We start from the raw sequence: 24882 nt of genomic DNA, 5'->3' as shown, positions 1-24882 counted from the left end.
TGGCCGCCCGCGGGGACGCGAGCCGGACGGATGCCGACACGGCTTCCGCGACGAAACTGCCTGCCGGCGACGGTTGGGGCTCTGAGGGGCGAGGCTCGGCTCAGACGCCGCCGACGGCCCCCGAGCCGAAGGTCTGCGCGTCGCGGTGGGCGAGGATCTGGTTGACCTCGACCTGGTCGACCAGCGTCTCGTGCACCAGAGCCGCGTGCGGGATGTTCTTCAGCCGCAGCACCGGCTCGACGCCGTTCGAGAGCGAGAGGGTCCCGGCTCCCCACATCCGTTGCAGGATGCCGCGGCGCATCTGGATCGCGTATCCGCGTACGTGCGAGATCTCGCGACGGTTCGCTCCGAACGGTCCCGAGCGCTCGATCACGCGGCGCGTCGTGATGGTCCACGTGTGCGACAGCCACACGAGGTACGGAATCACGGTGAGCAGCAGCACGAGCAGGCCCGCCGCCGTCAGCAGCATCCAGTTCTCGTAGGGGGCGGGAAGGTTGTCGTAGTAGTAGGCCGTGGCCCCGGCGACCCCGATCAGCACGAGGGCCGACCAGAACAGCCGCCGCGCGTGCGAGCGCAGGCGCGCGATGCGCAACTCGGGCGCAGCCGTGCCCGGCGCCGGCGTGCGCGGGCGCCCGATCGAGTTCGACGGCTGGGTCACGGTCTCATTCTGCGAGACGGAGGCGCCCGTGTGCCGCCGCCACGCGGAGTGCCGCGCCGTCAGCGCACGTGGACGACGTCGCCGGCCGAGACGACGGTCTCGATGGTGCCGGCTTCGACGACGAGCCGTCCGTCGCGGTCCAGACGCGCGGCGGTGCCCTGGAGCGTCGACCCGTCGGGCAGGGCGACGGTGACCTCTCGGCCGACGGTGGCGCAGAGCTTCTCGATCTCGTGGTGGACGCGCTCGACGTCGTCGTGCACGAGACGGGCCAGGGTCTTGCCGAGATTCTCGAGGTAGTCGGCGAGCAGTCGGTCGTCGTCGCACTCCGCACCGATCGCGGCGAACGAGGTCGCGGTCGTCACCGGAAGATCGGTCCGGCCCATCCGGGTGTTGACGCCCGCCCCCACCACGACGGTGTCGGGTGCCCCGGGGACGACCTCGGCCAGGATGCCGCAGATCTTGCCCCCGTCGACGAGCACGTCGTTGGGCCACTTCAACTCGGCCGTCCCCCCGTGGCCGGTGAGCTGGGCGCGAACGGCGCGGGTCATGGCCGCACCGGCCGCGAGCGGGATCCACCCGCGCTGCTCCGCCGGGATCATCGTCGCATCGACGACGACCGAGACGGCGAGGGCGGTTCCGGCCGGGGCCGTCCAGGTTCGGTCGAGGCGCCCGCGCCCAGCGCGCTGGTCGTCGGTGACGAGGAGCGACAGGTGCGGCCAGCCGCCGGGGTCGGCCGCGACCGCGGCGATCACGTCGGCGTTGGTGGAGTCGGTCGTCTCGACAACCTGCACGCGGGGGCTGTGGGCGGCGGCTTGCGGGTATCCAGCGGCGGGGATCGGCATGAGCACACCCTAGGGAACGGCCGGGTTCCCGGCATCCGCTTGCGTTCTCCTCCGCGGCGCGACAGGGCGGGGCATAGGCGGATGCCACAGCGCCCCGCGCATTCGCTTGTGCGCACCCTCCAACGCGGGCGGCGATGCGGTCGCTAGGGTGGAAAGCGTGACCGACCAGCCCGATCTCTTCACCACCGCCGGCAAGATCGCGGACCTCCGCAGCAGGTTCCAGGAGGCGGTCGTCGATGCCGAAGCCGCCGCTCGAGACAAGCAGCACGCGAAGGGCAAGCTCACCGCCCGCGAGCGCCTCGAGATGCTGGTCGACCCCGGCTCCTTCGTCGAGCTCGACGAGTACGTGCGCCACCGCACCACCGCCTTCGGCATGGACAAGTCCCGCCCCTACGGCGACTCCGTCGTCACCGGCACGGGCACGATCCACGGTCGGACGGTCGCGGTCTACGCGCAGGACTTCTCCACCTTCGGCGGCTCTCTCGGCGAGGTCGCCGGCGACAAGATCATCAAGGTGATGGAGCTGGCCCTGCGAAGCGGCATCCCCATCATCGGCATCCTGGACTCGGGCGGCGCCCGCATCCAAGAGGGCGTCGTGGCGCTCGGCAAGTACGGCGAGATCTTCCGGCTGAACACCGCGGCCTCCGGCGTCATCCCGCAGATCTCGATCATCATGGGCCCGGCCGCCGGTGGCGCGGTCTACTCCCCCGCCCTCACCGACTTCGTCATCATGGTCGACAAGACCAGCCAGATGTTCGTCACCGGCCCCGACGTGATCAAGACCGTCACCGGCGAAGACGTCGGCATGGAAGAACTCGGCGGCGCCCACACCCACAACACCCGCTCGGGCGTCGCGCATTACCTGGCCGACGACGAGGACGACGCGATCGACTACGCCCGCGGCCTCATCAGCTACCTCCCCGACAACAACCTCGCCGAGATCCCGGTCTACGACACCCCGTTCGAGTTCGAGACGACGGATGCCGATCGCTCTCTGAACACGGTCATCCCCGACTCCCCGAACCAGCCGTACGACATCCACACCGTCATCGACGGCATCGTCGATGCCGCCGAGTTCCTCGAGGTGCAGCCGCTGTTCGCGCCGAACATCGTGATCGGCTTCGGTCGCATCGAGGGGCGCACGGTCGGCATCATCGCCAACCAGCCCTCGCAGATGGCCGGCACGTTGAACATCGATGCGGGCGAGAAGGCCAGCCGCTTCGTGCGTTTCTGCGACGCGTTCTCGGTGCCCATCGTGACCCTCGTCGACGTGCCCGGCTATCTCCCCGGCACCGATCAGGAGTGGACCGGCGTCATCCGCCGCGGCGCCAAGCTGCTGTACGCCTACGCCGAGGCCACCGTGCCCCTGGTCACCGTGATCCTGCGCAAGGCCTACGGCGGCGCATACATCGTCATGGGCTCGAAGCAGCTCGGCGCCGACATCAACCTCGCGTGGCCCACCGCCGAGATCGCCGTCATGGGCGGCCAGGGCGCGGTGAACATCCTCTACCGCGGCGAGATCAAGCGCGCCGAGGAGGCCGGCGAAGACGTCGCCGCCGTGCGCACGCGCCTCGCGAACGAGTACACCTACAACGTGGCATCCCCGTTCCTGGCCGCCGAGCGTGGCGAGCTCGACGGGATCATCGAGCCGGCGCAGACGCGCGTGTCGATCGCCAAGGCGCTTCGGGCCCTGCGCAACAAGCGCGCGAGCCTGCCCGCGAAGAAGCACGGGAACATCCCGCTGTGAGCGACGCCCCCCGCACCGACGACCCCCGCCCGTTCGTGGCGGAGGTCGTTCGCGGCACGCCCACCGAGGAGGAGCTGGCCGCGGCGATCGTCGTGGTCAGCGACGCGTACGTCCGCGAGGTGGCCGACGCCACCGTCCCCGACGACACTCCGCGCTCGCGCTGGGAGCTATCCGCGCGGGGCCTGCGCGCCCCGCTGAACCGCACCGCGGGATGGCACGGCTTCACCGGCTGAGACCTGTTCGAAATGTCCCCCGAAATACCTACAGACGGACGGGAGACACTGCCGAATACTGGAGGAGCTGGAACGCATCACGCGTTCGGTCGGACCGCTCACTCGAGCCGGATTCGGCCGTGCGGACGGTTTTCGGGTAACCGTTCGCCCGGGTGAGGGGCTGGCGCATTCGCCGCCCCTCACCCTCATCCTCTTCCCCCGCGGAGGGCATGGCGGCGCCGACGGACCCCCCTCACGTCGCCGCCGCCGGCCGCGCGCAGTGCGAGTTCGACGTGTGCGGCGCGGGGTCTTCTCGGATCAGCGAACGGCACCCCTCGGGTCGCCGTCAGCGCGGGCGACGGATCTCTCGCCAGAGGTCGACCTGATCGTCGTCTCCCCCGGCGCTGTCGCCGGCGGAGCGCCCCACGATCGTCACGGCGATCTCGTGGTGCGGCGACGTGCGGATGATCACCCGCTCCGACGACGCCTCGCGGAGGATCTCGGCCAGCTCGGCACGGATGCCGTTCAGGGCGCCGACGCCGAGCCCCTCCAGACCCCCCTCGTCGAAGAGGCTGACCGCGGAGCCGCGGCGCCTCGCGGCGTCGATCTCGGCGCGGACGCCGTCGTCGAGGAGCCGGTTTCCGCGCAGTTCATCGCGCAGGCTCGCCTCGGCACGCCGGGCCGCCTGCTTGTCCGCGGCACGCAGATTGCCGCCGTTCTCGATGGTGCGGGCGAGGATCGGACCCGCCGCCTGCAGGGCCCGCTGCACGTGCAGCCGACGCTCGCGCTGACGACCGCTCTGCGAAGCCTGCCAGGCGGATGCCGCCTGCTGGAGCTCCGCGAGGTGCTCGGCGTCGCGGGCCGCGCGATCGAGGGCGATGGTCACGAGCTGCGCCGCCGTGACCCAGACGATCGAGCCCACGAGGCCCAGGCTGAGCGCCTGGAGCGGCCCGAGCCAGAAGGACGTCGAGACGGTCAGGACCAGCGTGCCGACCCAGGCGACGATCGGACGGCGCCGCACCATGACGATGGTCATGAGCGCACCGACGCCGCCGATCACCCAGGTGACGAACGGCTGCGTGCGACCGGCCTCGGTGACGGCGAGGAACGGCGCGTTCGAGACGATCACCGCGACGAAGAGGGCGAGGGTGACGCCCCACGCGGGGAGCCGCGCCCGCGTCGCCGACGACGACTGCCCCCGCCTGTCGCGGGCACCGATCGCGAAGATCCACAACCACGTCACGGGGAGGTAGATCACCAGCGCCGCAACGATCAGCCATCCGCGCACGACGGTCTCGGGCGAGGTCCAGATGAGGCCGCGCGCGGCGAGATAGGCGGTGAAGGCCAGGCCGATGACCGAGAGGATGGAGCGGACGGTCACCAGCGGTCACCGCTCTCCCACTCGAGGGTCACGGTCGTTCCGCCTGCGTGGGAGTCGATCTCGCTGCGACCGCCGACGGCGGCGAGCCGCGCGTCGATCGAGCCGCGGATGCCGAGCCGATCGGCCGGGATTGAAGCGATGTCGAAACCGGGTCCGGTATCGCGCACCCGCACCGAGACGCTCCCCGGCGAGGCATAGCCGGTCAATTGCACGGTGAGGCCCTGCGCGTCGGCGTGCTGTACCGCGTTCGCGACCGCCTGCATCGCCGCGAGGACGAGCGCGCGCGCGATGCGGCCCGGCACGTGCGGCGTGCCCTCGTCGACGTGACGGACCACGGTCAGATCGACCCCGAGGTCCCGAGCGGACGCCTCGATGTCCTCGGCCAGACGCAGCGCGGAGACGGGCTCGTCGCTGCCCTCCAGAGAGTCCTTCTCGGCGTTGGCCAGTCGCGTCAGCGCCTCGCGGGCCATGCTGACCGCCAGCGTGCGCTCACGGGGGGTGGTCGCGCGGTCGGCCGCCAGCAGGGCCCCCAGCACGCTGTCGTGCATGAGGGCGGCCACGGCGACGCGCTCGTGCTCCGTCGCGGCGGTGGCGGCCGCTGCGGCGTAGCTGGTCACCGCCGAGGCGCGGGCCTGATCCACGTTCGCGGCGATGGAGCGGTACATCCAGCCGAGCGTCACCAGGACGCTGCCCAGGATGAGCGCGAACGAGACGTCCAGGGCGATCGGGACGAAGAACTCGCTGCGTCCGCCGGCCTGCAGCAGGCGGACCACGCCGAACAGAAGCGGCGCCGCGACCGTCCATACGACCTGCAACGACAGGGGGAAAGCGACCACGGTCGCGACGGTGGCGACGTTGACCAGGTAGAAGATCCACGGGTTCTCGGTGGGGACGGGCGTGGGTCCCCCGGCCGTGGCAACCGGCCAGAGCGTCAGCGCGAGCATGAAGACGACCGCGAACACGCCCGAGAACACTCGCGCGAAGCGCCCCACGGTGCACGCGGCGATCATGGCCACCAGCGGGACGAAGACCGAGAGCACGAGCGGAATGTGCCATCCGGCGGCCTCGTCTCCGGGCCCGAACGCCGCGACGAAGGCCTGGAGCCCCAGCACGAGCGAGCCCGGCCCCACGATGAGGGTGATGACGCGCTCGATGCGCGTCTGCGTGAACGCCCCCTGCTCCGCCTGCCCCTCGCGCGTGTGCGGGATGCGTCCCCACGCCTCGTCGAGCACGGACCGATGGTTCTCAGCCATGGAGTGGAGCGTCATCGGGTGCGTCCTGCAGGATGCCGTCTTCCATGGCCCGTCGCAGCAGATCGACCTTGGTCGGTGCCGGACGCCCCACCTCGACGTACTTCACGCGGACGCGGGTGATGTTCTCCTTGGCGGTGGAGTACGCAACGCCCAGTCGATCGGCGACCGCCTTCAGCGGCAGACCGGCGGCGTACAGACGCAGGACCTCTCGCTCGCGGGTCGAGAGCTGCGCGTCGGCGAACTCGCGATCGCCCTCGACGGCGCTGGCCCACTCGACGTTGTCGAGCACCTCTCCGCGGGCCACGGTGCTGATGGCGCCGAGCACCTCGTGCGTCGGCGACGACTTGCTGACGATCCCCGCGGCTCCGGCGGCGAGCGCCTCGCGCACCGCCGCAGCGCGGTCGGCGACGCTGTGGATGATGACGCTCGAGCCGTCGCGGACGACACGGTCGACGTTCTCCGAGACGGTCGTGCCGTCTCCGAGCGTCAGATCGAGCACGACGACGTCGGCGGGGGTGGCCGCGGCGGCCTGCCTCCACGAGAGGTACGAGGCGACGTTCGCGCCCGAGAAGACGACCTCGGTGGCTTCGGTGCGCGCGAGAGCGGCCTCCAGCCCGAGTCGGACCGATTCGTGGTCATCGATCAAGGCGACGCGCGTCATCCCCACATCGTATCGGCGCGGGGGCAGGCGGGGCGGGAGCGATCTCGCGGTCCGGCGCGTCAGCGGCGCAGGACCGTGACGGCTTCGACGTGATGCGAGTTCGGGAACAGGTCCACACCCCGGATGCCACGCTCCGCCCGATAACCGAGCTCCGCGAACAGCGCCAGATCACGGGCGAGGGCGACGGGATCGCACGCGACGTAGACGACCGCCGAGGGAGAGAGCGCGGCGATGCCCTCCACCGCCGCGCGGCCGGCACCCGCACGCGGCGGATCCAGCAGCACGACGCCGCGCTCCAGGCGCGCGCGCTCGCGCTCCGACGCACCGGCGGCGAGGGTCTTCACGTAGCGGTCGACCCGCGCGGTCTCGGCGCGCGCGCCGACCCACTCGGCGAGGTTCTCTCCGGCGTGCTCCGTCGCACGGGGGTCGGACTCCACGCTGACCACGCGCGTGGACGCCCCGCCCAGCTCGGCGAGGGATGCGGCGAAGAGCCCGACCCCGCCGTAGAGGTCGAGGTGCGTCGCCTCGGGGTCGAGCTCGCCCACCGAAGCGTGCAGTTCCGTCTTCACGAGAGAGGTCAGGGTGTGCGCGGCGAGGCGGTGCACCTGCCAGAAGCCCCCGGCATCGACCCGGAAGACGCGCTCGCCCACGATCTCTTCGACGACCTCGGGTGCGGCGCTCGAGCGCTCGCCGTCGGGACGGGGAAGCACGCGGACGCGTCCGTCGGTCGGCTGGACGAGGTCGATGCGCCCGGGCCGTGCTCCCGCGCGGACCTCGGCGGCCGCGCGGGCGATCGCCTCGGTCGCGAGGGGGAGGTCGGGGGTCTCGACGACGTGGTGCGAGCGTGCGGCGTACGCGCCGACGCGACCTTCGTCGTCGACGTGGAGGCTCACGCGGGTGCGCCATCCGGTTCCATCGGTGGTCTCGGGGCGATCCGCGTCTCCCGCGGGACGCAGATCGATCGGCAACTCGAGGCGGCCGACGCGCTCCATCGCTTCGCGCACGACACGCTCCTTCAGCACGCGCTGATGCGACAGGTCGATGTGGCCGAACTCGGCACCGCCCACGCGCTCCGCGGGATCGACGTCGATGCCGGCCGAACGCCACACGTGCGGACGACGCTCGGCAGCGGCATCCACGACTTCGACGGCCTCGGCGCGCCAGAACGCCTTCTTGCGCGTGTCGGTGAGCCGCGCGCGGACGCGCTCGCCCGGCAGCGTGTCGGATACGAAGACGACGCGCCCCTCGTGCCGCCCGACGAACACACCGCCGTGGGCGATACCGGTGATGTCGAGTTCGATGAGGTCGCCGTCGTGCATGCTCCGAGCCTGTCACATGCGGCCGGGAGAGCACCCGGCGGTCGGGCGAGACAGCGCGCCGAGGCCGCCGAAAAGGGCTCGCGCCCGCGTCGACGGGGTCGCGAGCCGGCGCGAACCGCCGACGCCGAGCGCGCTCGTGGGTAGCGTTGTCGTATGCGCGTGTGCCTGGCATCCACCTCTCCCGCCCGCCTGATGCTGCTGCGGCATGCGGGGATCGAACCCGAAGCGCGCGCACCTCAGGTCGACGAGGAGGCCGTGGTCGCCGAGGTCGAGGCCGCCGAGGGGCGACGTCTGCCCGCGACGGAGCACGTCCTGCTGCTCGCGCGCCGCAAGGCCGAGGACGTCGCCCGGCGACTGCACGCCGAAGAGCCCGACTTCGACGGGTTCGTCATCGGCGGTGACTCCATGTTCGCGCTCGGCGACGAGATCCTCGGCAAGCCCTACACACCCGAGGCGGCGACCGCACGCTGGCTCGACATGCGCGGGCGCACCGGCGTGCTGCACTCCGGCCACAGCGTGTTCCGCCTCTCCCCCGGTAGCGAGCCGCGTGAGGCACACGCCGTGGCGGAGGCGTCGGTGACCTTCGCCGACGACGTCGACGAGGACGAGATCGCCGCCTACGTCGCCAGCGGCGAGCCCCTGCTGGTGGCGGGGGCCTTCACGGTCGACAGCCTCGGCGGCGCCTTCATCGAGCGCGTCGAGGGCGACCCCTCCACGGTGGTCGGGATGTCGCTGTCGACCATCCGTCGTCTCGTGCGGGAACTCGGCGGTTCGTGGACCGCGCTGTGGAACCGTTCGTAGACTCCCCCACACGTTTTTCGGTGTTTCTTGTCGAGGAGGGTCAAAAGGCAGGGGTGCCCCCTCGCTAGGCTGGGAGGATGCCGAAGATCGCCAAGGTCCTTGTCGCCAACCGCGGCGAGATCGCCGTCCGAGTCATCCGCGCCGCCCGTGATTCGGGGAAGGCCTCCGTCGCCGTCTACGCCGATCAGGACCGTGACGCTCTGCACACCCGCCTCGCCGACGAGGCGTACGCCCTGGACGGGGCGACGAGTGCCGACACCTACCTTTCGATCGAGAAGATCCTCTCGGTCGCCCGCCGCTCCGGCGCCGACGCCGTCCACCCCGGCTACGGCTTCCTCGCCGAGAACGCCGACTTCGCCCGCGCCGTGATCGGTGCCGGCCTCGTGTGGATCGGCCCCTCCCCCGATGCCATCGAGGCCCTCGGCGACAAGGTCACGGCGCGTCACGTCGCCGAGAAGGTCGGCGCACCGCTGGCCCCCGGAACCCCCGGCCCCGTCTCGGGTGCCGACGAGGTCATCGCCTTCGCCGAGCAGGTGGGCCTGCCCATCGCCATCAAGGCCGCATACGGTGGCGGCGGACGCGGGCTCAAGGTCGCCCGCGAGCTCGACGAGGTCGCCGAGATGTTCGAGTCGGCCACGCGCGAGGCGGTCGCCGCCTTCGGTCGTGGCGAGTGCTTCGTCGAGAAGTACCTCGACAAGCCGCGACACGTCGAGACCCAGTGCCTCGCGGATGCCGCCGGCAACGTCGTCGTCGTCTCGACCCGCGACTGCTCGCTGCAGCGCCGTCACCAGAAGCTGGTGGAGGAGGCCCCGGCCCCCTTCCTCAGCGACGAGCAGAACGCGGTGCTGTACTCGGCATCCAAGGCCATCCTGAAAGAGGTCGGCTACGTCGGCGCGGGCACCTGCGAGTTCCTCATCGGCGCGGACGGCACCATCTCGTTCCTCGAGGTCAACACGCGCCTGCAGGTCGAGCACCCCGTGTCCGAGGAGGTCACCGGGATCGATCTGGTGCGCGAGCAGTTCCGCATCGCCGAGGGCGAGGAGCTCGGCTACGACGACCCCGCGCCGACCGGCCACTCGATCGAGTTCCGCATCAACGGCGAGGACCCGGGCCGCGGGTTCCTGCCTCAGCCCGGCCCCATCCACGTCTTCAAGACGTTCGGCGGTCCCGGCATCCGTCTCGACTCCGGCGTGACCGCCGGCGACAGCGTCTCGGGCGCCTTCGACTCTCTGCTGGCGAAGATCATCGTCACCGGTCGCGACCGCGCCGAGGCCCTCGAGCGCGCCCGCCGCGCCCTCGACGAGTTCGAGGTCGCCGGCATGCCGACCGTGATCCCCTTCCACCGCAAGGTCGTTCGCGACCCCGCCTTCACCGCTGAGGACGGCGAGTTCGGCGTCTTTACGCGCTGGATCGAGACCGAGTTCGTCAACGACATTCCCGCGTGGGACGGCGAGCTCGAAGCTCCCGCCGCCGCACCCGGCCGCCACACCGTGGTCGTCGAGGTCGGTGGCAAGCGCCTCGAGGTGAGCCTGCCCGACCGCATCACCGCTGCCGCTCCCCAGGTGGGCCGCCCAGCCGTCGCTCCCCCCACGCGCCGCTCGCACGGGGCGTCGCCCACCGCCGGAGCCACCGGAGACGCGGTCAAGTCGCCCATGCAGGCCACGATCGTCAAGGTCGCCGTCGAGGAGGGCCAGCAGGTCGTCAAGGGCGACCTGGTCGTCGTGCTCGAGGCGATGAAGATGGAGCAGCCGATCCAGGCCCACAAGGACGGCACGGTCGCGGGCATCGACGCCGCCCCCGGCACCACCGTCTCGGCCGGTCACCAGTTGCTGCTGATCAGCTGACGTCGCGCTCCGATCGACCGGCGCCGCGCTCCCCCGGGGGTGCGGCGCCGTCGTTCGTCTCCGGCGTCGTCCCCCGCCGCCCCACCTCACGCAGAAACGCTCTCCGCGCGCAGAAACACGAGCACAACGCGTTTCCGCGCGCAGGAAGCGTTTATGCGTCAGGCAAACCCCTCGGGACGGCCACCGGACGACGGATGCCGTCAGCCCACGGCATCCGCGCTCAGTCGTCGCCGGGGCCTTCCCCCGCGCAGAAACGCTCTCCCCACGCAGAAACACGAGCACGCCGCGTTTCCGTCCGCAGGAAGCGTTTATGCGTCAGCCAGAGCCCGCGGGACGACCACCCGACGACGGATGCCGTAAGCCCACGGCATCCTCACCGCTCAGTCCTCGCCGGGGTCGTCGCGGTCGACGATGTGCATGGCGCGGGCGGCGTCGGTGATGCTCGACGTGAGCGAGGGGTACACGGCGAACACGCGCGCGACCTGGTCCACGGTCAGGCGACGCTCGACGGCGATCGCGATCGGGTAGATGAGCTCCGACGCCTTGGGGCCGACGATCACGCCGCCCATGACGGTGCCGCTGCCCTCGCGGGCGATGAGCTTGACGAAGCCGTCGGTGATGCCCTGCATCTTGGCGCGGGGGTTCGCCGAGAGCGGGAGCTTGCGCACCTTGCCTGCGATGCGCCCCTCGATGACGTCCTGCTCGCTGAAGCCGACCGTGGCGATCTCGGGCGCGGTGAAGATGTTCGCGGTGATGCGGCGGGTCTCGAGCGGGATGACGATGTCGCCCAAGGCGTGGAAGATCGCCTGCCGCCCCTGCATAGAGGCGACGGATGCCAGCGGGTAGAAGTTCGTGCAGTCGCCGGCGGCGTAGATGTTGGGCACCGAGGTGCGGGCGACGCGGTTGACGCGGATGTGCCCCGACGGGGTCATCTGCACGCCCGCCTGCTCGAGACCGAGGCCGGCGGTGTTGGGGATCGAGCCGACCGCCATGAGACAGTGGCTGCCCTCGATCGTGCGTCCGTCGGCGAGGGTGACGACCACCCCGTCGCCGGTGTTCACGACCGAATCGGCCCGCGCCTTCGACAGCAGCGTCATGCCGCCGCGCTGGAAGACGCGTTCGAGGACGGCCGCGGCATCCTGATCCTCACCGGGGAGCACCTGGTCGCGGCTCGAGACGAGCGTGACCTTCGCGCCGAGGTTCATGTAGGCCGAGGCGAACTCCGCACCCGTCACGCCCGAGCCGACCACGATCAAGTGAGAGGGCACCGACTTCATGTTGTACAGCTGCGTCCACGTGAGGATGCGCTCGCCGTCGGGCTGGGCCGAGGGGAGCTCCCGGGGCGAGGCACCGACCGAGACGACGAGGGTCTCGGCCTCGATGCGATCGAAGTCCGTGCCGCCGGCCTCGGTCGAGACGACCACGGCGCCGTTGCCGTCGAGCCGGCCGTGGCCGGAGATGATGCGCACGCCCGCCTCGAGGAGCGAGGAGCGCATGTCGTCGGACTGCTGACGGGCGAGGGACAGCAGACGCTGGTTGACGGCGGCGAGGTTGATCGCGACCTCGGGGGTCAGGGGCTTGCCCCGGTCGTCCTTGGCGAACAGCTGCACGCCGAGGCTGCTGGCGTTGCGGATGGCGACGGCCGCATCGGCGGTGGCGATGAGGGTCTTGGAGGGCACGACGTCGGTGATGACGGCCGAGCCGCCCACGCCGGCGCGCTCGACGAGGGTGACGTCGGCACCGAGCTGGGCCGCCGACAGAGCGGCCTCGTACCCGCCGGGGCCGCCGCCCACGATCGCGACGGACTGCTTGCGCTCGAAGCTCTGCACCATGGCATCCATTCTGTCAGCGCCGGGTGGGTGCCGATGCGCCACCCCGCCCGCCCGACACGATCGACACGGTTGCCTGCCGTCTGGCCCGCGGGCCCCGCAGTTTCTAGAGTGGGGGAATGTCCAACAGCACTTCTCACCCGCTCGATGACCCGGCGGTCGACCCGTTCGAGGTCGCCACGGCCGCAGCGGCCGACATCGCCCGTCTCTCGGGCGTCGAGCACCACGACATCGCCGTGACCCTCGGGTCGGGCTGGGGCCGCGCCGCCGAACTCATCGGCGAAGAGACGGCGTCGTTCCCGGCCACCGAGGTCACCGGCTTCAGCAAGCCCGCTCTCGAGGGGCACGTCGGCACGCTCCGCAGCGTCCGCACCCCGGGCGGTAAGAACGTGCTCGTCATCGGCGCGCGCACACACTACTACGAGGGCCACGGCGTCCGACGGGTCGTGCACAGCGTGCGCACGGCCGCGGCGACGGGCGCGACCACGATGATCCTCACCAACGGGGCCGGCGGCATCCGCGAGACGTGGAAGCCCGGTCAACCCGTGCTCATCAGCGACCACATCAACCTCACCGCCGACTCGCCGCTCGAGGGCGCGACCTTCGTCGACCTCACCGACCTGTACTCCAAGCGCCTGCGCGCGATCGCGCGCGAGATCGACCCCACGCTCGACGAGGGCGTCTACACGCAGTTCCGAGGGCCCCACTACGAGACCCCCGCCGAGGTGCAGATGGCCAAGGCCATCGGCGGCCACATCGTCGGGATGTCCACGGCCCTCGAGGCCATCGCGGCACGCCAGGCGGGCATGGAGATCCTCGGCTTCTCGCTCATCACGAACCTGGCCGCCGGCATCCAGCAGACCCCGCTCAGCCACGCCGAGGTGCTCGAAGCCGGCCGCGAGGCCGAGCCGGTCATCTCGGCGCTGCTGGCCCGCGTGATCGGCTCGCTGTGAGCGAGTACCTGTCCGCCGCCCGCGCCTGGCTCGCGCAGGACCCGGATGCCGTGACCCGTGACGAGCTGACACAGCTCATCGCACGCGTCGAGGGCGGGGATGCCGAGGCGACCGCCGACCTCGAGGACCGCTTCGCGACCCGTCTGGCCTTCGGCACCGCCGGGCTGCGCGGCACTCTCGGGGCGGGATCGAACCGCATGAACCGTGTGCTCGTGGCCCAGGCCGCCGCGGGCTTCGCCGCGTACCTGAACGAGCGCTCGTCCGGCGAGGCGCCGACCGTCGTGGTCGGCTACGACGGTCGGCGCAACTCCGACGTGTTCGCGCGCGACTCGGTCGAGATCTTCGCCGGGGCGGGCCTGAATGCGATCCTGCTGCCCCGACTGCTGCCCACTCCCGTACTCGCCTTCGCGGTGCGGCACCTGGGCGCCGATGCCGGCGTGATGGTCACCGCCAGCCATAACCCGCCGGACGACAACGGGTACAAGGTCTACCTCGGCGGCGACGACCAGGGCGCTCAGATCGTGTCGCCGGCCGACGCCGAGATCGCCGCCCACATCCAGCGCATCGCCGACGCCGGTGACGTCACGGTGCTACCGCGCTCGGTCGGGTACGCCAACGCCCCCGAGTCCGTCGTCGAGGCGTACATCGCGTCCACCGCCGAGGTGGCCCCGGCGCCCGCGGGAGCCTCGGGACTGCGCTGGGCGTACACCGCGATGCACGGCGTGGGATGGGAGACCTTCTCGCGCGTGCTGACGCAGGCCGGATACCCCGCGCCGGTGCTCGTCGAGGCGCAGATCCACCCCGACGGACGCTTCCCGACGGTGGCCTTCCCCAATCCCGAGGAACCCGGCGCGATGGACCTCGCGTTCGAGACGGCGCGGGTGTCCGACGCCGAGCTGGTCATCGCGAACGATCCGGATGCCGACCGCCTCGCCGTCGCGATCCCGGATGCCGAGACCGAGGGCGGATGGCGCCGGTTGAGCGGCAACGAGATCGGTCTGCTGTTGGGCTGGCGTGCGGCGCGCGCCGCGGCCTCGGCCGGAACGGGCGGCACTCTGGCCTGCTCTCTCGTCTCGTCGCCCGGTCTGCAGGCGGTGGCCGAGCACTACGGTCTCGACTTCCGCGCGACACTCACCGGGTTCAAGTGGATCTCGCGTGCACCGGGGATCGTCTTCGGCTTCGAGGAGGCGCTGGGCTACCTCGTGAACCCCGACGTCGTCCGCGACAAGGACGGGATCTCCGCCGCGATCGCACTGCTGGGCATGGCCGCCGACGCCCGAGCCCAGGGCCGTACCGTCGCGGACCTGCTCCGTGAGTTCCGGGAGACGTTCGAGGCCTTTGCGAGCGACCAGATCTCGATCCGGGTCACCGATGTGAGCGAGATCGCCGGGATCATGGCATCCCTGCGTGCTCATCCGCCCGTCGCGGTCGGCGAGGTCGGCGTGAGCCGCATCGACGATCTGCTCCTCGGGGTGGACGGGCTGCCGCCCGGCGACGTGCTGCGCCTGTGGCTCGAGGACGGCTCGCGCCTGATCGTTCGCCCCAGCGGCACCGAGCCGAAGCTCAAGCTGTACCTCGATGTACACGCGGGTTCGGCCAAGAAGGCCAATCGTCGTCTGACGGCGCTGCGCGCCGGCGCCGAGGAGTTGCTCGTCGCCGCACGTAGCTGACGAGCGTCGTGGCGCGGCCCGGGTTTCGGGGGCGGGGGGTGTGGATCGGCTGCGCCCGCCCCCCTGGCCGCCCCCGCTTTATCGCCGCCCCGCCCCCAGGAACTCCCCCGCCCCCCCCCAAACCAAGGGAGCCCCCCCCCCCCCCCGATCGCGGGCCCCGGGACCACCACGTCGGTCGGCGTGCGCCCCGTAGGCGCCGTCGACTCAGCGGCTGCCGGCCGCCAGTGAGGCGGGCACGGACGAGAACCTCTCGTAACGCCCCATCCCCAGTCGTGTTCGCGCGTGGTGCAGGTGGGATTCGACGGTTCGGACCGACAGACTCAGGCGAGCGGCGATCTCGGCGTTCGAGAACCCCGACGCGGCGAACTGGACGACCTCCCTCTCGCGCGCGGTCAACACTTCCAAGCGCGCCACGTCGCGTCCGGTCATCGTTCGCAACTCGTCCACGAAGGCGTGCAGCGAGGCGATGTCGAGCTGCTGGGTGAGGAGCTCGGCACGCTCGAGAACCTCCTCGGCCGGGACTCCGCTCTGCAACTGGAAGCGCAGGAGCACGGGCACGAGGATCGGCATCGTCCGCTGGGCTTGTTCGAGCACCCGTTCCGCTCGCGCAGCGGCCGCGAGCGGCCGACGACTCGCGGCGTCGAACAGCGCGCACACGGTGTCGCGAACGGCACCGAACCCCCCACGACCCCAGTCCTCGGAGACGGCGTCGATGCGCTCGATGGCGGCGGCGGCGTGCACGAGATCGCCGTTGACGACGAGCGCCGCCGCGCGGACGACCTCGCACCAGATGCGTACCGGCTCCGTGGGGCTCCCGTCGATGAGTCCCAGGCTCAGCAGGGCGTCCGCAGGTCGACCCCGGATGACCTGGATCGACGCGTCCGTGAGAGCGAGCAGCGCCACATCGTCTTGCCGGTCCTCCCACCGTGCGACCAGCAGGCGACGCCGCGTGGCCCTCTGGACCAGGTCCAGATCCTCTCCGAGCATCATCAGGGCGAAGGCGTGCAGCCGGAAGACCGTGAAGTTGGACTCCACGTCCATCCCGTGCGTCTGATGCCGTCGGTGCAGGAGCTCGTGCACTCTCGCGCTGTCGCCGCGCGAGGCCTCGAAGGCCGCCTGACACGCCTCGGTCAGACTGACCGTCTCCTCGTCCGCGTGGGGGTCCAGCATGGTCAGGTCGTCCGGAAGATCGGGGGCCGACCCGCTGGACAACGACAGGGCGTTGACCGAGCACTCCAGCCGAAGCCGCCATGCCTCGTCGTCAGGGGCCCAGTCGGCCAAGGTCCGCAGCCGCTCCAGGGCCGCGTCGATCCCCGTGCAGGTGGCGAACAGGACGCTCACGTGCACGTGGAGAGCCCCCTCGCGCTCCTCCTTCGTCGTGGGAACGGGGTAGTGATCCAGCAGACGTTCGGCCTCGGAGTACTCCCCGAGAGCGACGCGGGCGAGGATGAGCGCGGAGAACGCGGTCGCATCGGGCTTCGCCTCGAGCACTCTTTCCGCGACGGGCAGGGCCTCACAGGGCGAACTCGACCGCGCGAGCGCAAGCGCTGCCCGCGGAAGAATCCGGGCGAGGGCCTTCTCGAGCGACGCGTCGCCCGCGGCGTCGGCCCACCGCGCGCAGAACTTCTCCTCCCCCGGCGTCAGACGCGACGAGTGCCGGGAGAGAAGGAGCAATTCTCGCGCCAGCGCTCGCCGCTCGTCGTCGAAATTGCCGAGATCGCTCGAATCGGTCACCATCCGCGCGATCACACCGCTCACGGCGGAGGTACTGGGATCCGCCCCCGCCGACAGCAGGCCGCCGTCGTGCAGCCGCGCAAGGACGTCAGAGGCAACGATCGACCCGAGATGCCCGTTGGGCACGGGCCCGAGCTCGGCCAGGGCCGCGAGGATCCGTCGCTCACGAGCGTCCAGGGGAGCAAGCATCTTCATCGCGGATGCCACGACCGCCCCCGGGAGAGCGTCAGTCTGGGGATCGATCGGGAGAAGCGCATGAAGACGCCCGCGGGCCGCCGCCGCCTCGACGATCTCGCGCACGAGGGCCGGGCTCCCCCCGCTGAGGTGGTGCAGCGCCATGTGCCAGGCGTCGTCCGCGCGATCGGCCCCGTAGCGGGCCGTGCGCAGGGCATCGCCGAGATCCGCCGTCTCGCGCAGAGACAGCGGCGGCAAGGGTATGGCGAGGGCCTCGGACTGATCGAACATCGGGCGCAGTGTCTCCCATCGCTCCGCACTCGCCGACGCCACGACATGACGAGGCGACATGGCGGCCAGGAAGACGGTCGGCGTCGTGCGGAAGGCGTCGATGAGCGGGGCCAGCACCGGGTACGGGAGCAGGTCCAGGTCGTCGACGACGAGAGGGATGTCGTGGGCGAGCGCGTCGATCAGAGCGGCGACATCGTCCTCCCCCGTCACCGGATGCCGGTCCGTCGTGCGGGGACCGCACCGTGTCACGCCGTTCGGACGACGTTCCAGGAAAACCGTGGGCCGGGCCAGATCCCTCACGACCGACGTCAGGAGCGTTGAGCGCCCGCTCCGGCTGGGGCCTGTCACGAACACGCTCCGATTCCGGCTGAAGGCGGCTACCGCCAGGGCTCGTTCCACCGAGCGCCCTACGAATGTTCGAGCACCACTCATTGTTTGCAACCCCCTTGTACTAGGGGTACGCGAGGCGGCACCCCCCTCCGTTCCTACACCGAATTCCGCGCGTCTCCCTGGTCACTGAGAGGCATCAGTGTTTGCGCAGCCATACCGAGCACCACGCTGAGAGCCCCCTCCGGAACGTTACGTGTGCCACACCGATGTGCCGATCTCTGCGAGCCCCTAGCGTCACCACGACCCGCATGACCCGACCCGATCGCGGGCTCCACGGCGCGCGGATTGACCAGGAAGAAGACACCATGACCACCGGATCATCAACGTCCTACGGCCGGGTGCGGCGCACGACGCGGACCGCAGGTGCGGTCGCCATCGCCGCCGCTCTGCTCATCCCGGCGACCAGCGCCCAAGCTGCAGCCGTCGTCTCACAGGGCACCGGGCGGCTCGTCGAGACGTCCCTGCTCGGGACGAACGTGCTCGACAACGCCCTCGCCTTGAGGGGAGCGCAGGCGGTCAACCCCGATGCCAGCGGCGACGTCACCACCGACCAGCCGCTCGACGCCTCGGCGATCGCGGGCCTCGTCGGCCTGTCGGCGGGATCGACGAACCTCTTCGGCGACAACGGGATCATCCAGCTCGGCGCTGTCGGCCAGTACGCCCAGGCGCGCGACGACGGCAGTTCTTCCGCGTTCTCCGGTGCCGTCTCGGCTGCCCCCAGCCTCATCGGCGCGGGCACGGTCACGCCCTCGAACGTCGGCTCGCCGTCCGCGAACCAGTCGGCGACCTTCCGGCTGGGATCGTCGTCGGCGCCCGTCGGGCTGAAAGTCGATCTGGGTGTGCTGGCCGCCTCCGCCCAGCAAGCCGCCGACGGCACGCAGACCGGTCAGTACGTCCTCTCCGACGCCGGTTTCGTGGTCGACGGCACGATCGTCTCCGGTGTGCTCGGCATCATCAACCCGGCGCTGAACACGCTGATCGCGCTCGCGAACACCAGCGGTGCGGGACTGACGAATCCGTTCTCGTCGGGCACGGTCCAGCTGACGCTCGACGACCTGACCTCGGCCGCCGGTGTCTCCAGCGTCAACGCTCTGCCGCCGGGCACCGACCTGCTCTCGTACGTCCCGCAGGCCGTGGCGAACAAGATCGTCAGCCAGGTCGACGGTGTGCTGAACGCGGCGAGCGCCCTCGCCACGAACCTGCGGTCGAACATCTTCACCGCGGCTGCGGGCATCGCCCTGCAAGCGGCCGTCGACACCGCGAAGGCGACGATCGTGCCGGCGCTGAACGGGATCAGCAGCACCGTCGTCACCCCGCTCAGCAATGCGCTGACGCAACTGGCACAGATGCAGGTCAACGTGCAGTCGACCGGTTCGGACGGTTCGTTCACGCAGACCGCGCTGCGTCTGGGCCTCGGTCCCTCCGGGTCGGTGGCCAGCGTGAACCTCGCGAACGCGACGGTCGGTCCCAACGCCGGACAGCTCGCCGTTCCGGTCGCCGGGCCCGAGTCGTCAGCCCTGGCCGGCGGGTTCATCGGCGTCGGTGCGATCGTTCTGGCCGGGATCGCGTTGCGTCGTCGTGCCCGTGCGGCATCCATCCGGGGCTGACGCGATGTACCGCAACGGCGCGATGGGCGGAGGGGCCGCGATCCTTGCGGTCACCGGCTCGACGGCCCCGACGGCGACGCTCGTCGTCGTCGGGGCCGGCGCGGCCCTGCTCGGCGCACTCCTGGCGTGGCGCTCGGCGTGGCTGCGCGGTCACGGCGACGAGGCGGCGGCATCCGGAGAGGCCCGACGAAACTCGTGAACCCTCTCGACATCCTCTTCTCGCTCTCGTTCGTGTTCCTGGTGATGTTCCTGACCTACACGACGCTCATCGTCGTCCCGTTCGCTCGTCGGAGGCGCGCTCGCGGCGGCGACCGTCGGGAGTTCGAGTGGCACGCCTTCATCCCCTGCCGGGATGAGGCGACCGTGATCGCGGAGACGCTGACGAGGATGCGGGAGCGGTTCCCCGACGTGCACGTGTGGATCATCGATGACGCGAGCACGGACGGCACCGGGGACATCGTCTCGACCGTCGCCGCCGGCGACTGCTTCGTGCACGCGGTGATCCGCCGCCTCCCCGACGCTCGCACCGGCAAAGGGGCGGCCCTCAACGCCGCCTACGCGCAGCTGATGCACTGGCGGGCGTCCCGGGGCGAGGGCGGTGTCGAAGACGATCGCACCATCGTGATCGTCCTCGACGCCGATGGATCCCTCGCCCCGAACGCCCTCCGTCAGGCGTCGGGCCCCACCGCCTTCGGCTCAGCCGACGTCGGTGCCGTGCAGGTCGCGGTGCGGATGAGCAACAGAGACGACCCCGCACCCCTGGGGGGACGGGGTCGTCTCGCTCAGGCGTGGGCTCGCTACCTCGTGAGGATGCAGGACATCGAGTTCCGCACCACGATCGCGGCGATGCAGGTCCTGCGGATGCGCACGGTCTCGGTCGGTCTCGGCGGAAACGGGCAGTTCACCCGTCTGAGTGCCCTCCGTGCGGCCTCGTCGGCGAAGGGGGAACCGTGGGGCGATGCGCTGCTCGAGGACTACGAGGTGGGGCTGCGGATCATGCTCGCCGGATATCGGACGGTGTACGTCCACGACACGTGGGTCTCACAGGAAGCACTCCCCTCGGCGCGTCGACTGCTCACGCAGCGCACGCGATGGTGCCAGGGCGGACTGCAGTGCGCACGGTACCTCCCGCGCATCTTCTCGTCACGTCATTTCACCAATGCCGGCGCCCTCGAGGCGGCGTACTTCCTCGCGATCCCCTATATCCAGCTCGCCGGATCGGTGCTGTGGCCCAGCGTGGCCGTGGCGATGCTCGTTTCGGGGGCCCTCGCGCCCGGTGGCATCCTCAGCTGGGTCTCGTCGTCCACGTGGATCCTGCCGCTGTGGGTGCTCACCGGCATCCTGCCGTTCTCGCTCTGGCCGCTCGTGTACGTGCTGCGCGAGGAGCGACACCCGCTCTGGCGTGCGGCGGTGTGGGGGCTGGGCTACTGGCTGTACATGTACCAGAGCTACGTCTGCGTGATCCGCGCGTTCGGCCGCATGCTGACGGGGCGGCGCGGGTGGACGAAGACACGCCGCAACGCCGAGGCCGGACGCCTTCTGCTGGCGGTCGAGTCGTGAGCGTCGCCGCGGCCGTCTCCCTCCCCCGCGCGGGTCGGGCCCATCGCACGCTACTGGTGGCGCTTCTGCTCGCGATCGCGGCACTGTTGGTCATCGCGGAAGCCGACACGCGTCGGGCCGAGGCACAGCTCGCGCGCGCCGTCGTCGCCGCGCTCACCCCCGGTCGCGCGGTCGCGTCGGGCTCGATCGTGTACTTCGGCATCGGCACCCCCGAGGTCGCGGGACTCTCGATCACGGCTCTGTGCTCGACGACCGTCCTCGTCGTTCCGTTGGTCCTCCTGGCCGCCGCCGTGCTGGGGGTGACGCGCGCACGCTCCGCGCGGGTCGTTCTGGGTCTCGCCGTCGGCGTGGCCGTCGCCGTGGCCAGCAACATGATCCGTTTCGGCTCCGCCGCGTGGGCGTACAGCGGATACGGGCGCGAGGGCTTCGACCTCGTGCATCGCTACCTCGGCTCGCTCTTCGTCATCGCCGGCTTCATCGCCGCGATCCTTCTCGTATTGCGCATCGCCCTGCGCGAGTCCCCGCGGCGAGGCGTTGCGGATCCCGACGTCGGACGACGAGGTCGCGCACGCGCCGGGGGCGCCTCGCACCCCGTCCGACGAGACGGCTCCACGACCACGTCGACGGCCAGAAGTGCCACGCCCCCCGCCGATCACCCCGATGTTGCGGCACCCCTTCGCCGCGACCGACGCCGCACCGGTACCGGACCGGGCAGAAAGGACCGCCGATGAGTCGTCCCTGGATCGATGTCGTGTACGGCACCCGCCCGGAGGCGGTGAAGTGCGCGCCGCTGGTCGCGGAACTCCGGCGACGCAGTTCCGCGCGCACGACCGTGACCGTCACCGGTCAGCACCGGCAGATGGCCGACGAGGTCAACGCGTCGTTCGGTATCGCGCCCGACGTCGACCTCGATGTCTTTCGGAGCGGGGCATCGCTCGCCGAGACATCGTCCGCGATCTTCGCCGCCCTCGCGCACCGCTGGGCGGAGGCGGCCCCGGATGCCGTCGTCGTGCAGGGAGACACCGCCAGTGCCGCGCTCGCCGCCGTCGCGGCGTACTACGCGGGGTCGCGCGTGATCCACCTGGAGGCCGGGCTGCGATCGGGCGATCTGCGCTCGCCCTTCCCCGAGGAAGGCAACCGCCGGCTGATCGCGCCACTGGCCTCGCTTCATCTCGCACCGACCGACAGCGCGGCCGCCAACCTCCGCGCCGAGGGGGTCGCCCCCGACGACATCGTGGTCACGGGCAACACCGGTATCGATGCCCTCCGCTGGCAGAGGACGCATCCGCAGCGCTTCGACGATCCCGCGATGGAGGAGATCGCGAACGGGTGGGAAAGGATCGTGCTCGTCACGGTCCACCGGCGCGAGTCGTGGGACGGCCCGCTCGCGCGCGTCGTGGCCGCGGTGGCCGAGACGGTCACCGCCCGCTCCGGCGTCGTGGCCATCCTGCCGATGCACCCGAACCCGCGCGTACGCCGCGAGGTCCTCTCGGCTGTGGGCGACACCGATCGCGTGATCCTGTGCGAACCTCTGCCCTACGCCCAGTTCGGTCGCCTGCTCGCCCGCGCTCATTGCGTGGTCACGGACTCGGGCGGGGTGCAGGAGGAGGCTCCCGCGCTCGGCGTGCCCGCCCTGGTCGTGCGGGACACCACCGAGCGCGGAGAGGGGGTCGAGGCCGGAGCCGCGCGGCTCATCGGCACACGCCGGGAGGTGGTCGCCGCCGAACTTGCCACCCTGCTCGACGACCCCGCCGCACACGCCCGTATGTCTCGTGCCCGGGAGCTCTACGGCGATGGCCGGGCAGCCCCGCGAGCGGCCGACGCGATCGAGCGCCTGCTCGGTGTCGCACGCTCCGATGCCCTGGCGGGCTGACGCTCGCGGGAGCGCCCCGCGATCGCGGACGAGCTCTCCCCGCCCGCAAGCGCATCGCGTCCGCCGACCGGCGGAGTCCGAGCCCCGGCCGGCCGCGCGCGGTCAGCCGTCGATCACCGCGACCAGTTCGTCCAGGAAAGCCGCGAAGTCCGTGCCGCGGCGAACGATGCGCTGCACGCTGTCGCGCTCGCTGAAGACCTCGACGAACTGCTCGAACACCGTCTGGAACGCCTCGCGGTCGGTCTCGCTGAAAGCGACGAGCGCCACCACCTGCACGCGGCCCTCGCCCCAGGCGATCGAGGGGTCGGCGATGCCGATCGCGATGCGGGTCTGGGTCGCGGTCATGCCCATCGCGTGCGGAACGGCGAGAGCGTCGGTGAACGCCGTGGACGAGATCGCCTCGCGCTCCACCGCCCGGGCGACGTACGCCTCGTCGATCACGTTCTGCTCGACCAGCATGCCGCCGAGACGCCGGATGACGCCCGCCTCGCCCTCGGCGGCATCCACCCCCCGCACGAAAGCCTCGGGCGTGAAGTACCGCTCGAGCTCGGCCCGGAGACGGGCGAGGCGGCGACCGCGGCGGATACGCCCGGCCGCGGCCTGCACCCGCTCGACGTCGGCGTCGGTGAGGAACGGCTGGATACGTACGAACCGGTCCCCCGGACGTGGCGGATCGATGGTCGTGAGCACGAGGTCGGTCTCGATCGAGTCCCACGCCGGGTCGATGCGGGTCTCGACGCCGACGACCTCGATGGCCTGACCGAGCGAGCGGTCGACGCTCGAACGCAGCAGCTCGTGCAGTTCGTAGTACCCCGGGCACACGATCGTCGCCGTCAGCAGCTGATCGGCCCGACGACTGCGCTCCAGTCGCCCGCCGACGTGCATCGCGATGTAGGCGATCTCGTCGTCGAGGATCGGGATGCCGAGACCGTCCTGCAGCCCCTTCGCGATGTACACCGCGACCTCGAAGATCATCGGGTACGTCGACTTCAGCGACCGCGTCAGCGGGTTGCGCGACCACGCCTGCTCACGCGATCGGTGCAGCAGGTTCTGCACGTGCAGCGCCAGGCGCAGGATGAAGTCGTCGTGTGCGATGTCGACGAGGAACTCGGATGCCGCATTCTCGACGACCCGTCGCACGGCCGTCTCGACCGAGGGATCCAGGCGAGCACGCACGCCGTCTCCGCCCGGGGATCCCGGGGCGACGATGCGCGTCAGCACCAGGGTCGCGAGATGCCGCAGATCGCCCGAGCCGAGCTGGACGCCGATGTGCTTCAGGGTGAGCCGGTCGAGCACGTCGACCACGGCGGCCGCCGCGTCCGAGGAGTCGCCGCCGGGAGAGCCGAGGGCGCGGTCGCGAGTGGTGCGGTCGGCGGCGATCGCGATGTGCATCACGACGTCGCCGATGCCGATCTCGTTGACGTAGTAGCCCAGCGCCCCGAGTTCCGCGACGAGCTCGGCTTTGAACGGCCCGAAGGCGCGCGCCCCGACCGACTGCTCGCCGAGCGTGCGGCGCAGGGCGTCGAGGTCGAAGAGTCCGGCGTCCATCTCGTCGTGGGCGAGCTTCGACAACAGGCGGCGCTGGGCGACCTCGGTTCCGCGCAGGCGAGCGGTGGATGCCGAGCGCTCGAGGGTGAGCTCGGTTCCGCCGAGCAGTCCCCGGACCCGGGACAGGTCGGCCTCGAGGGTCGCCGCGCTGACGTGCAGGGCGTCCGCCGTGTCGTAGACGTCGATCCCCTCGGCGGAATCCAGCAATCGGCGCACGAGGGTGTGGAGGCGGTCGCGGGGGGTGCCGGCATCCGTTCCGGTGAGGGCACGAAGGGCCGCGGCCGCCGCCGTCCCCGCGCGATAGCCCAGCGGACCGGACTCGATCGCCGCGCCGCCCGGGACGCGCGCGTTGATCGCCGTGACGTAGGAACGGATGCTGCGCGGGGTCACCCCGAGGGCGTCGGCGAGCGATGCCGCGGTCGACCATTCCCCGTCCCGCAGCAACAGGGCCAGCAGGCGGTCTTGGCGAGCTTTCGTCGTCACGATCCGTCCTCCGCGCCGCACCGGTGAGCGGCGATTCGTCCATCCTTTCACG

At 71.1% G+C, this 24882-nt stretch carries 20 protein-coding genes; 11 read left to right on the top strand and 9 right to left on the bottom strand.

The window, feature by feature from the left end:
- Positions 1 to 100: 100 nt before the first annotated feature.
- Positions 101 to 658, bottom strand: a complete 558-nt coding sequence (locus AB6V29_RS10050; protein ID WP_267786346.1) for a PH domain-containing protein — start codon at positions 656 to 658, stop codon at positions 101 to 103.
- Between the two features lie 59 nt (positions 659 to 717).
- The gene (locus AB6V29_RS10045) at positions 718 to 1500 is read right to left on the bottom strand and encodes a biotin--[acetyl-CoA-carboxylase] ligase (protein WP_369358388.1); all 783 of its coding nucleotides are present in this window, start codon (positions 1498 to 1500) and stop codon (positions 718 to 720) included.
- Between the two features lie 148 nt (positions 1501 to 1648).
- Between AB6V29_RS10045 and AB6V29_RS10040 the strand changes: the two genes are divergently transcribed.
- A complete protein-coding gene (locus AB6V29_RS10040; RefSeq protein ID WP_116238531.1) occupies positions 1649 to 3247 on the top strand; it encodes an acyl-CoA carboxylase subunit beta in 1599 nt (532 codons plus the stop codon).
- The gene (locus tag AB6V29_RS10035) at positions 3244 to 3480 is read left to right on the top strand and encodes an acyl-CoA carboxylase subunit epsilon (protein WP_210072129.1); all 237 of its coding nucleotides are present in this window, start codon (positions 3244 to 3246) and stop codon (positions 3478 to 3480) included. Before AB6V29_RS10040 ends, AB6V29_RS10035 begins: the two co-directional genes overlap by 4 nt.
- A 325-nt stretch (positions 3481 to 3805) precedes the next feature.
- Here AB6V29_RS10035 and AB6V29_RS10030 read toward each other — a convergent pair whose 3' ends face one another.
- The 4 genes from AB6V29_RS10030 to AB6V29_RS10015 are packed head-to-tail and all read right to left on the bottom strand — an operon-like array spanning position 3806 to position 8073.
- On the bottom strand, positions 3806 to 4840 hold the full coding sequence (locus tag AB6V29_RS10030) for a hypothetical protein (RefSeq protein ID WP_369358385.1): 1035 nt from the start codon (positions 4838 to 4840) through the stop codon (positions 3806 to 3808).
- Complete coding sequence (locus AB6V29_RS10025; RefSeq protein WP_210072131.1) at positions 4837 to 6093, bottom strand: sensor histidine kinase; 1257 nt, start codon at positions 6091 to 6093, stop codon at positions 4837 to 4839. The genes AB6V29_RS10030 and AB6V29_RS10025 overlap by 4 nt, the downstream gene beginning before the upstream one ends.
- Entirely contained in the window at positions 6086 to 6754 is a 669-nt protein-coding gene (locus AB6V29_RS10020; RefSeq protein WP_210072132.1) for a response regulator transcription factor, read from the bottom strand. Before AB6V29_RS10020 ends, AB6V29_RS10025 begins: the two co-directional genes overlap by 8 nt.
- Positions 6755 to 6813: 59 nt before the next feature.
- Positions 6814 to 8073 carry a class I SAM-dependent RNA methyltransferase gene (locus tag AB6V29_RS10015; protein WP_369358383.1) on the bottom strand — a complete coding sequence of 420 codons (1260 nt, stop codon included), beginning with the start codon at positions 8071 to 8073 and terminating at the stop codon, positions 6814 to 6816.
- A 153-nt stretch (positions 8074 to 8226) separates the two neighbouring features.
- On the opposite strand from AB6V29_RS10015, the gene AB6V29_RS10010 reads away from it, so the two are divergent.
- Positions 8227 to 8874 carry a nucleoside triphosphate pyrophosphatase gene (locus AB6V29_RS10010; protein WP_369358380.1) on the top strand — a complete coding sequence of 216 codons (648 nt, stop codon included), beginning with the start codon at positions 8227 to 8229 and terminating at the stop codon, positions 8872 to 8874.
- A gap of 77 nt (positions 8875 to 8951) precedes the next feature.
- Positions 8952 to 10718, top strand: coding sequence for a biotin carboxylase N-terminal domain-containing protein (locus AB6V29_RS10005; protein ID WP_307315481.1), 1767 nt, complete (start codon positions 8952 to 8954; stop codon positions 10716 to 10718).
- A gap of 380 nt (positions 10719 to 11098) precedes the next feature.
- On the opposite strand, the gene AB6V29_RS10000 is transcribed toward AB6V29_RS10005, so the two are convergent.
- Positions 11099 to 12559, bottom strand: coding sequence for an NAD(P)H-quinone dehydrogenase (locus tag AB6V29_RS10000; RefSeq protein ID WP_369358377.1), 1461 nt, complete (start codon positions 12557 to 12559; stop codon positions 11099 to 11101).
- A 107-nt stretch (positions 12560 to 12666) separates the two neighbouring features.
- Here AB6V29_RS10000 and AB6V29_RS09995 point away from each other — a divergent pair, with 107 nt between their 5' ends.
- On the top strand, positions 12667 to 13500 hold the full coding sequence (locus AB6V29_RS09995) for a purine-nucleoside phosphorylase (protein ID WP_307315476.1): 834 nt from the start codon (positions 12667 to 12669) through the stop codon (positions 13498 to 13500).
- Positions 13497 to 15170, top strand: coding sequence for a phospho-sugar mutase (locus tag AB6V29_RS09990; RefSeq protein ID WP_307315473.1), 1674 nt, complete (start codon positions 13497 to 13499; stop codon positions 15168 to 15170). The genes AB6V29_RS09995 and AB6V29_RS09990 overlap by 4 nt, the downstream gene beginning before the upstream one ends.
- Positions 15171 to 15374: 204 nt before the next feature.
- Here AB6V29_RS09990 and AB6V29_RS09985 read toward each other — a convergent pair whose 3' ends face one another.
- Positions 15375 to 17579, bottom strand: a complete 2205-nt coding sequence (locus AB6V29_RS09985; protein WP_267786335.1) for a LuxR family transcriptional regulator — start codon at positions 17577 to 17579, stop codon at positions 15375 to 15377.
- A gap of 428 nt (positions 17580 to 18007) precedes the next feature.
- Here AB6V29_RS09985 and AB6V29_RS09980 point away from each other — a divergent pair, with 428 nt between their 5' ends.
- From AB6V29_RS09980 to wecB, 5 genes are read left to right on the top strand one after another with little or no spacing between them, the layout of a single operon-like run.
- Positions 18008 to 19366 (top strand): choice-of-anchor G family protein, encoded by a 1359-nt coding sequence (locus AB6V29_RS09980; RefSeq protein WP_369358374.1) that lies wholly within the window; start codon positions 18008 to 18010, stop codon positions 19364 to 19366.
- 4 nt (positions 19367 to 19370) lie between these two features.
- Positions 19371 to 19565: a hypothetical protein gene (locus tag AB6V29_RS09975; protein WP_116238539.1), complete on the top strand. Its 195-nt coding sequence runs from the start codon at positions 19371 to 19373 to the stop codon at positions 19563 to 19565.
- Positions 19562 to 20926, top strand: a complete 1365-nt coding sequence (locus AB6V29_RS09970; protein ID WP_267786332.1) for a glycosyltransferase — start codon at positions 19562 to 19564, stop codon at positions 20924 to 20926. The genes AB6V29_RS09975 and AB6V29_RS09970 overlap by 4 nt, the downstream gene beginning before the upstream one ends.
- Positions 20923 to 21657: an exosortase S gene (gene xrtS / locus AB6V29_RS09965; protein ID WP_369358372.1), complete on the top strand. Its 735-nt coding sequence runs from the start codon at positions 20923 to 20925 to the stop codon at positions 21655 to 21657. The genes AB6V29_RS09970 and xrtS overlap by 4 nt, the downstream gene beginning before the upstream one ends.
- On the top strand, positions 21654 to 22799 hold the full coding sequence (wecB, locus tag AB6V29_RS09960; protein ID WP_369358371.1) for a non-hydrolyzing UDP-N-acetylglucosamine 2-epimerase: 1146 nt from the start codon (positions 21654 to 21656) through the stop codon (positions 22797 to 22799). Before xrtS ends, wecB begins: the two co-directional genes overlap by 4 nt.
- A 102-nt stretch (positions 22800 to 22901) precedes the next feature.
- Here wecB and AB6V29_RS09955 read toward each other — a convergent pair whose 3' ends face one another.
- Complete coding sequence (locus AB6V29_RS09955; RefSeq protein ID WP_369358369.1) at positions 22902 to 24830, bottom strand: transcription antiterminator; 1929 nt, start codon at positions 24828 to 24830, stop codon at positions 22902 to 22904.
- Positions 24831 to 24882 lie beyond the last annotated feature (52 nt).

This window comes from Microbacterium sp. 20-116 (assembly GCF_041079415.1).
In the GTDB taxonomy this organism is placed as follows: Bacteria; Actinomycetota; Actinomycetes; order Actinomycetales; family Microbacteriaceae; genus Microbacterium.
Note: the sequence above shows the minus strand (reverse complement) of the source record. Positions and strands in the feature narration are given on the sequence as shown.

Bases quoted from the DNA above. Each gene is read 5' to 3' on its own strand.
- AB6V29_RS10025 (WP_210072131.1), bottom strand. From the start codon at position 6,093: ATGGCTGAGAACCATCGGTCCGTGCTCGACGAGGCGTGGGGACGCATC.
- AB6V29_RS10015 (WP_369358383.1), bottom strand. From the start codon at position 8,073: ATGCACGACGGCGACCTCATCGAACTCGACATCACCGGTATCGCCCAC.
- AB6V29_RS10045 (WP_369358388.1), bottom strand. From the start codon at position 1,500: ATGCCGATCCCCGCCGCTGGATACCCGCAAGCCGCCGCCCACAGCCCC.
- AB6V29_RS09995 (WP_307315476.1), top strand. From the start codon at position 12,667: ATGTCCAACAGCACTTCTCACCCGCTCGATGACCCGGCGGTCGACCCG.
- AB6V29_RS10020 (WP_210072132.1), bottom strand. From the start codon at position 6,754: ATGACGCGCGTCGCCTTGATCGATGACCACGAATCGGTCCGACTCGGG.
- AB6V29_RS10010 (WP_369358380.1), top strand. From the start codon at position 8,227: ATGCGCGTGTGCCTGGCATCCACCTCTCCCGCCCGCCTGATGCTGCTG.
- AB6V29_RS10005 (WP_307315481.1), top strand. From the start codon at position 8,952: ATGCCGAAGATCGCCAAGGTCCTTGTCGCCAACCGCGGCGAGATCGCC.
- AB6V29_RS09980 (WP_369358374.1), top strand. From the start codon at position 18,008: ATGACCCGACCCGATCGCGGGCTCCACGGCGCGCGGATTGACCAGGAA.
- AB6V29_RS10000 (WP_369358377.1), bottom strand. From the start codon at position 12,559: ATGGATGCCATGGTGCAGAGCTTCGAGCGCAAGCAGTCCGTCGCGATC.
- wecB (WP_369358371.1), top strand. From the start codon at position 21,654: ATGAGTCGTCCCTGGATCGATGTCGTGTACGGCACCCGCCCGGAGGCG.
- AB6V29_RS09975 (WP_116238539.1), top strand. From the start codon at position 19,371: ATGTACCGCAACGGCGCGATGGGCGGAGGGGCCGCGATCCTTGCGGTC.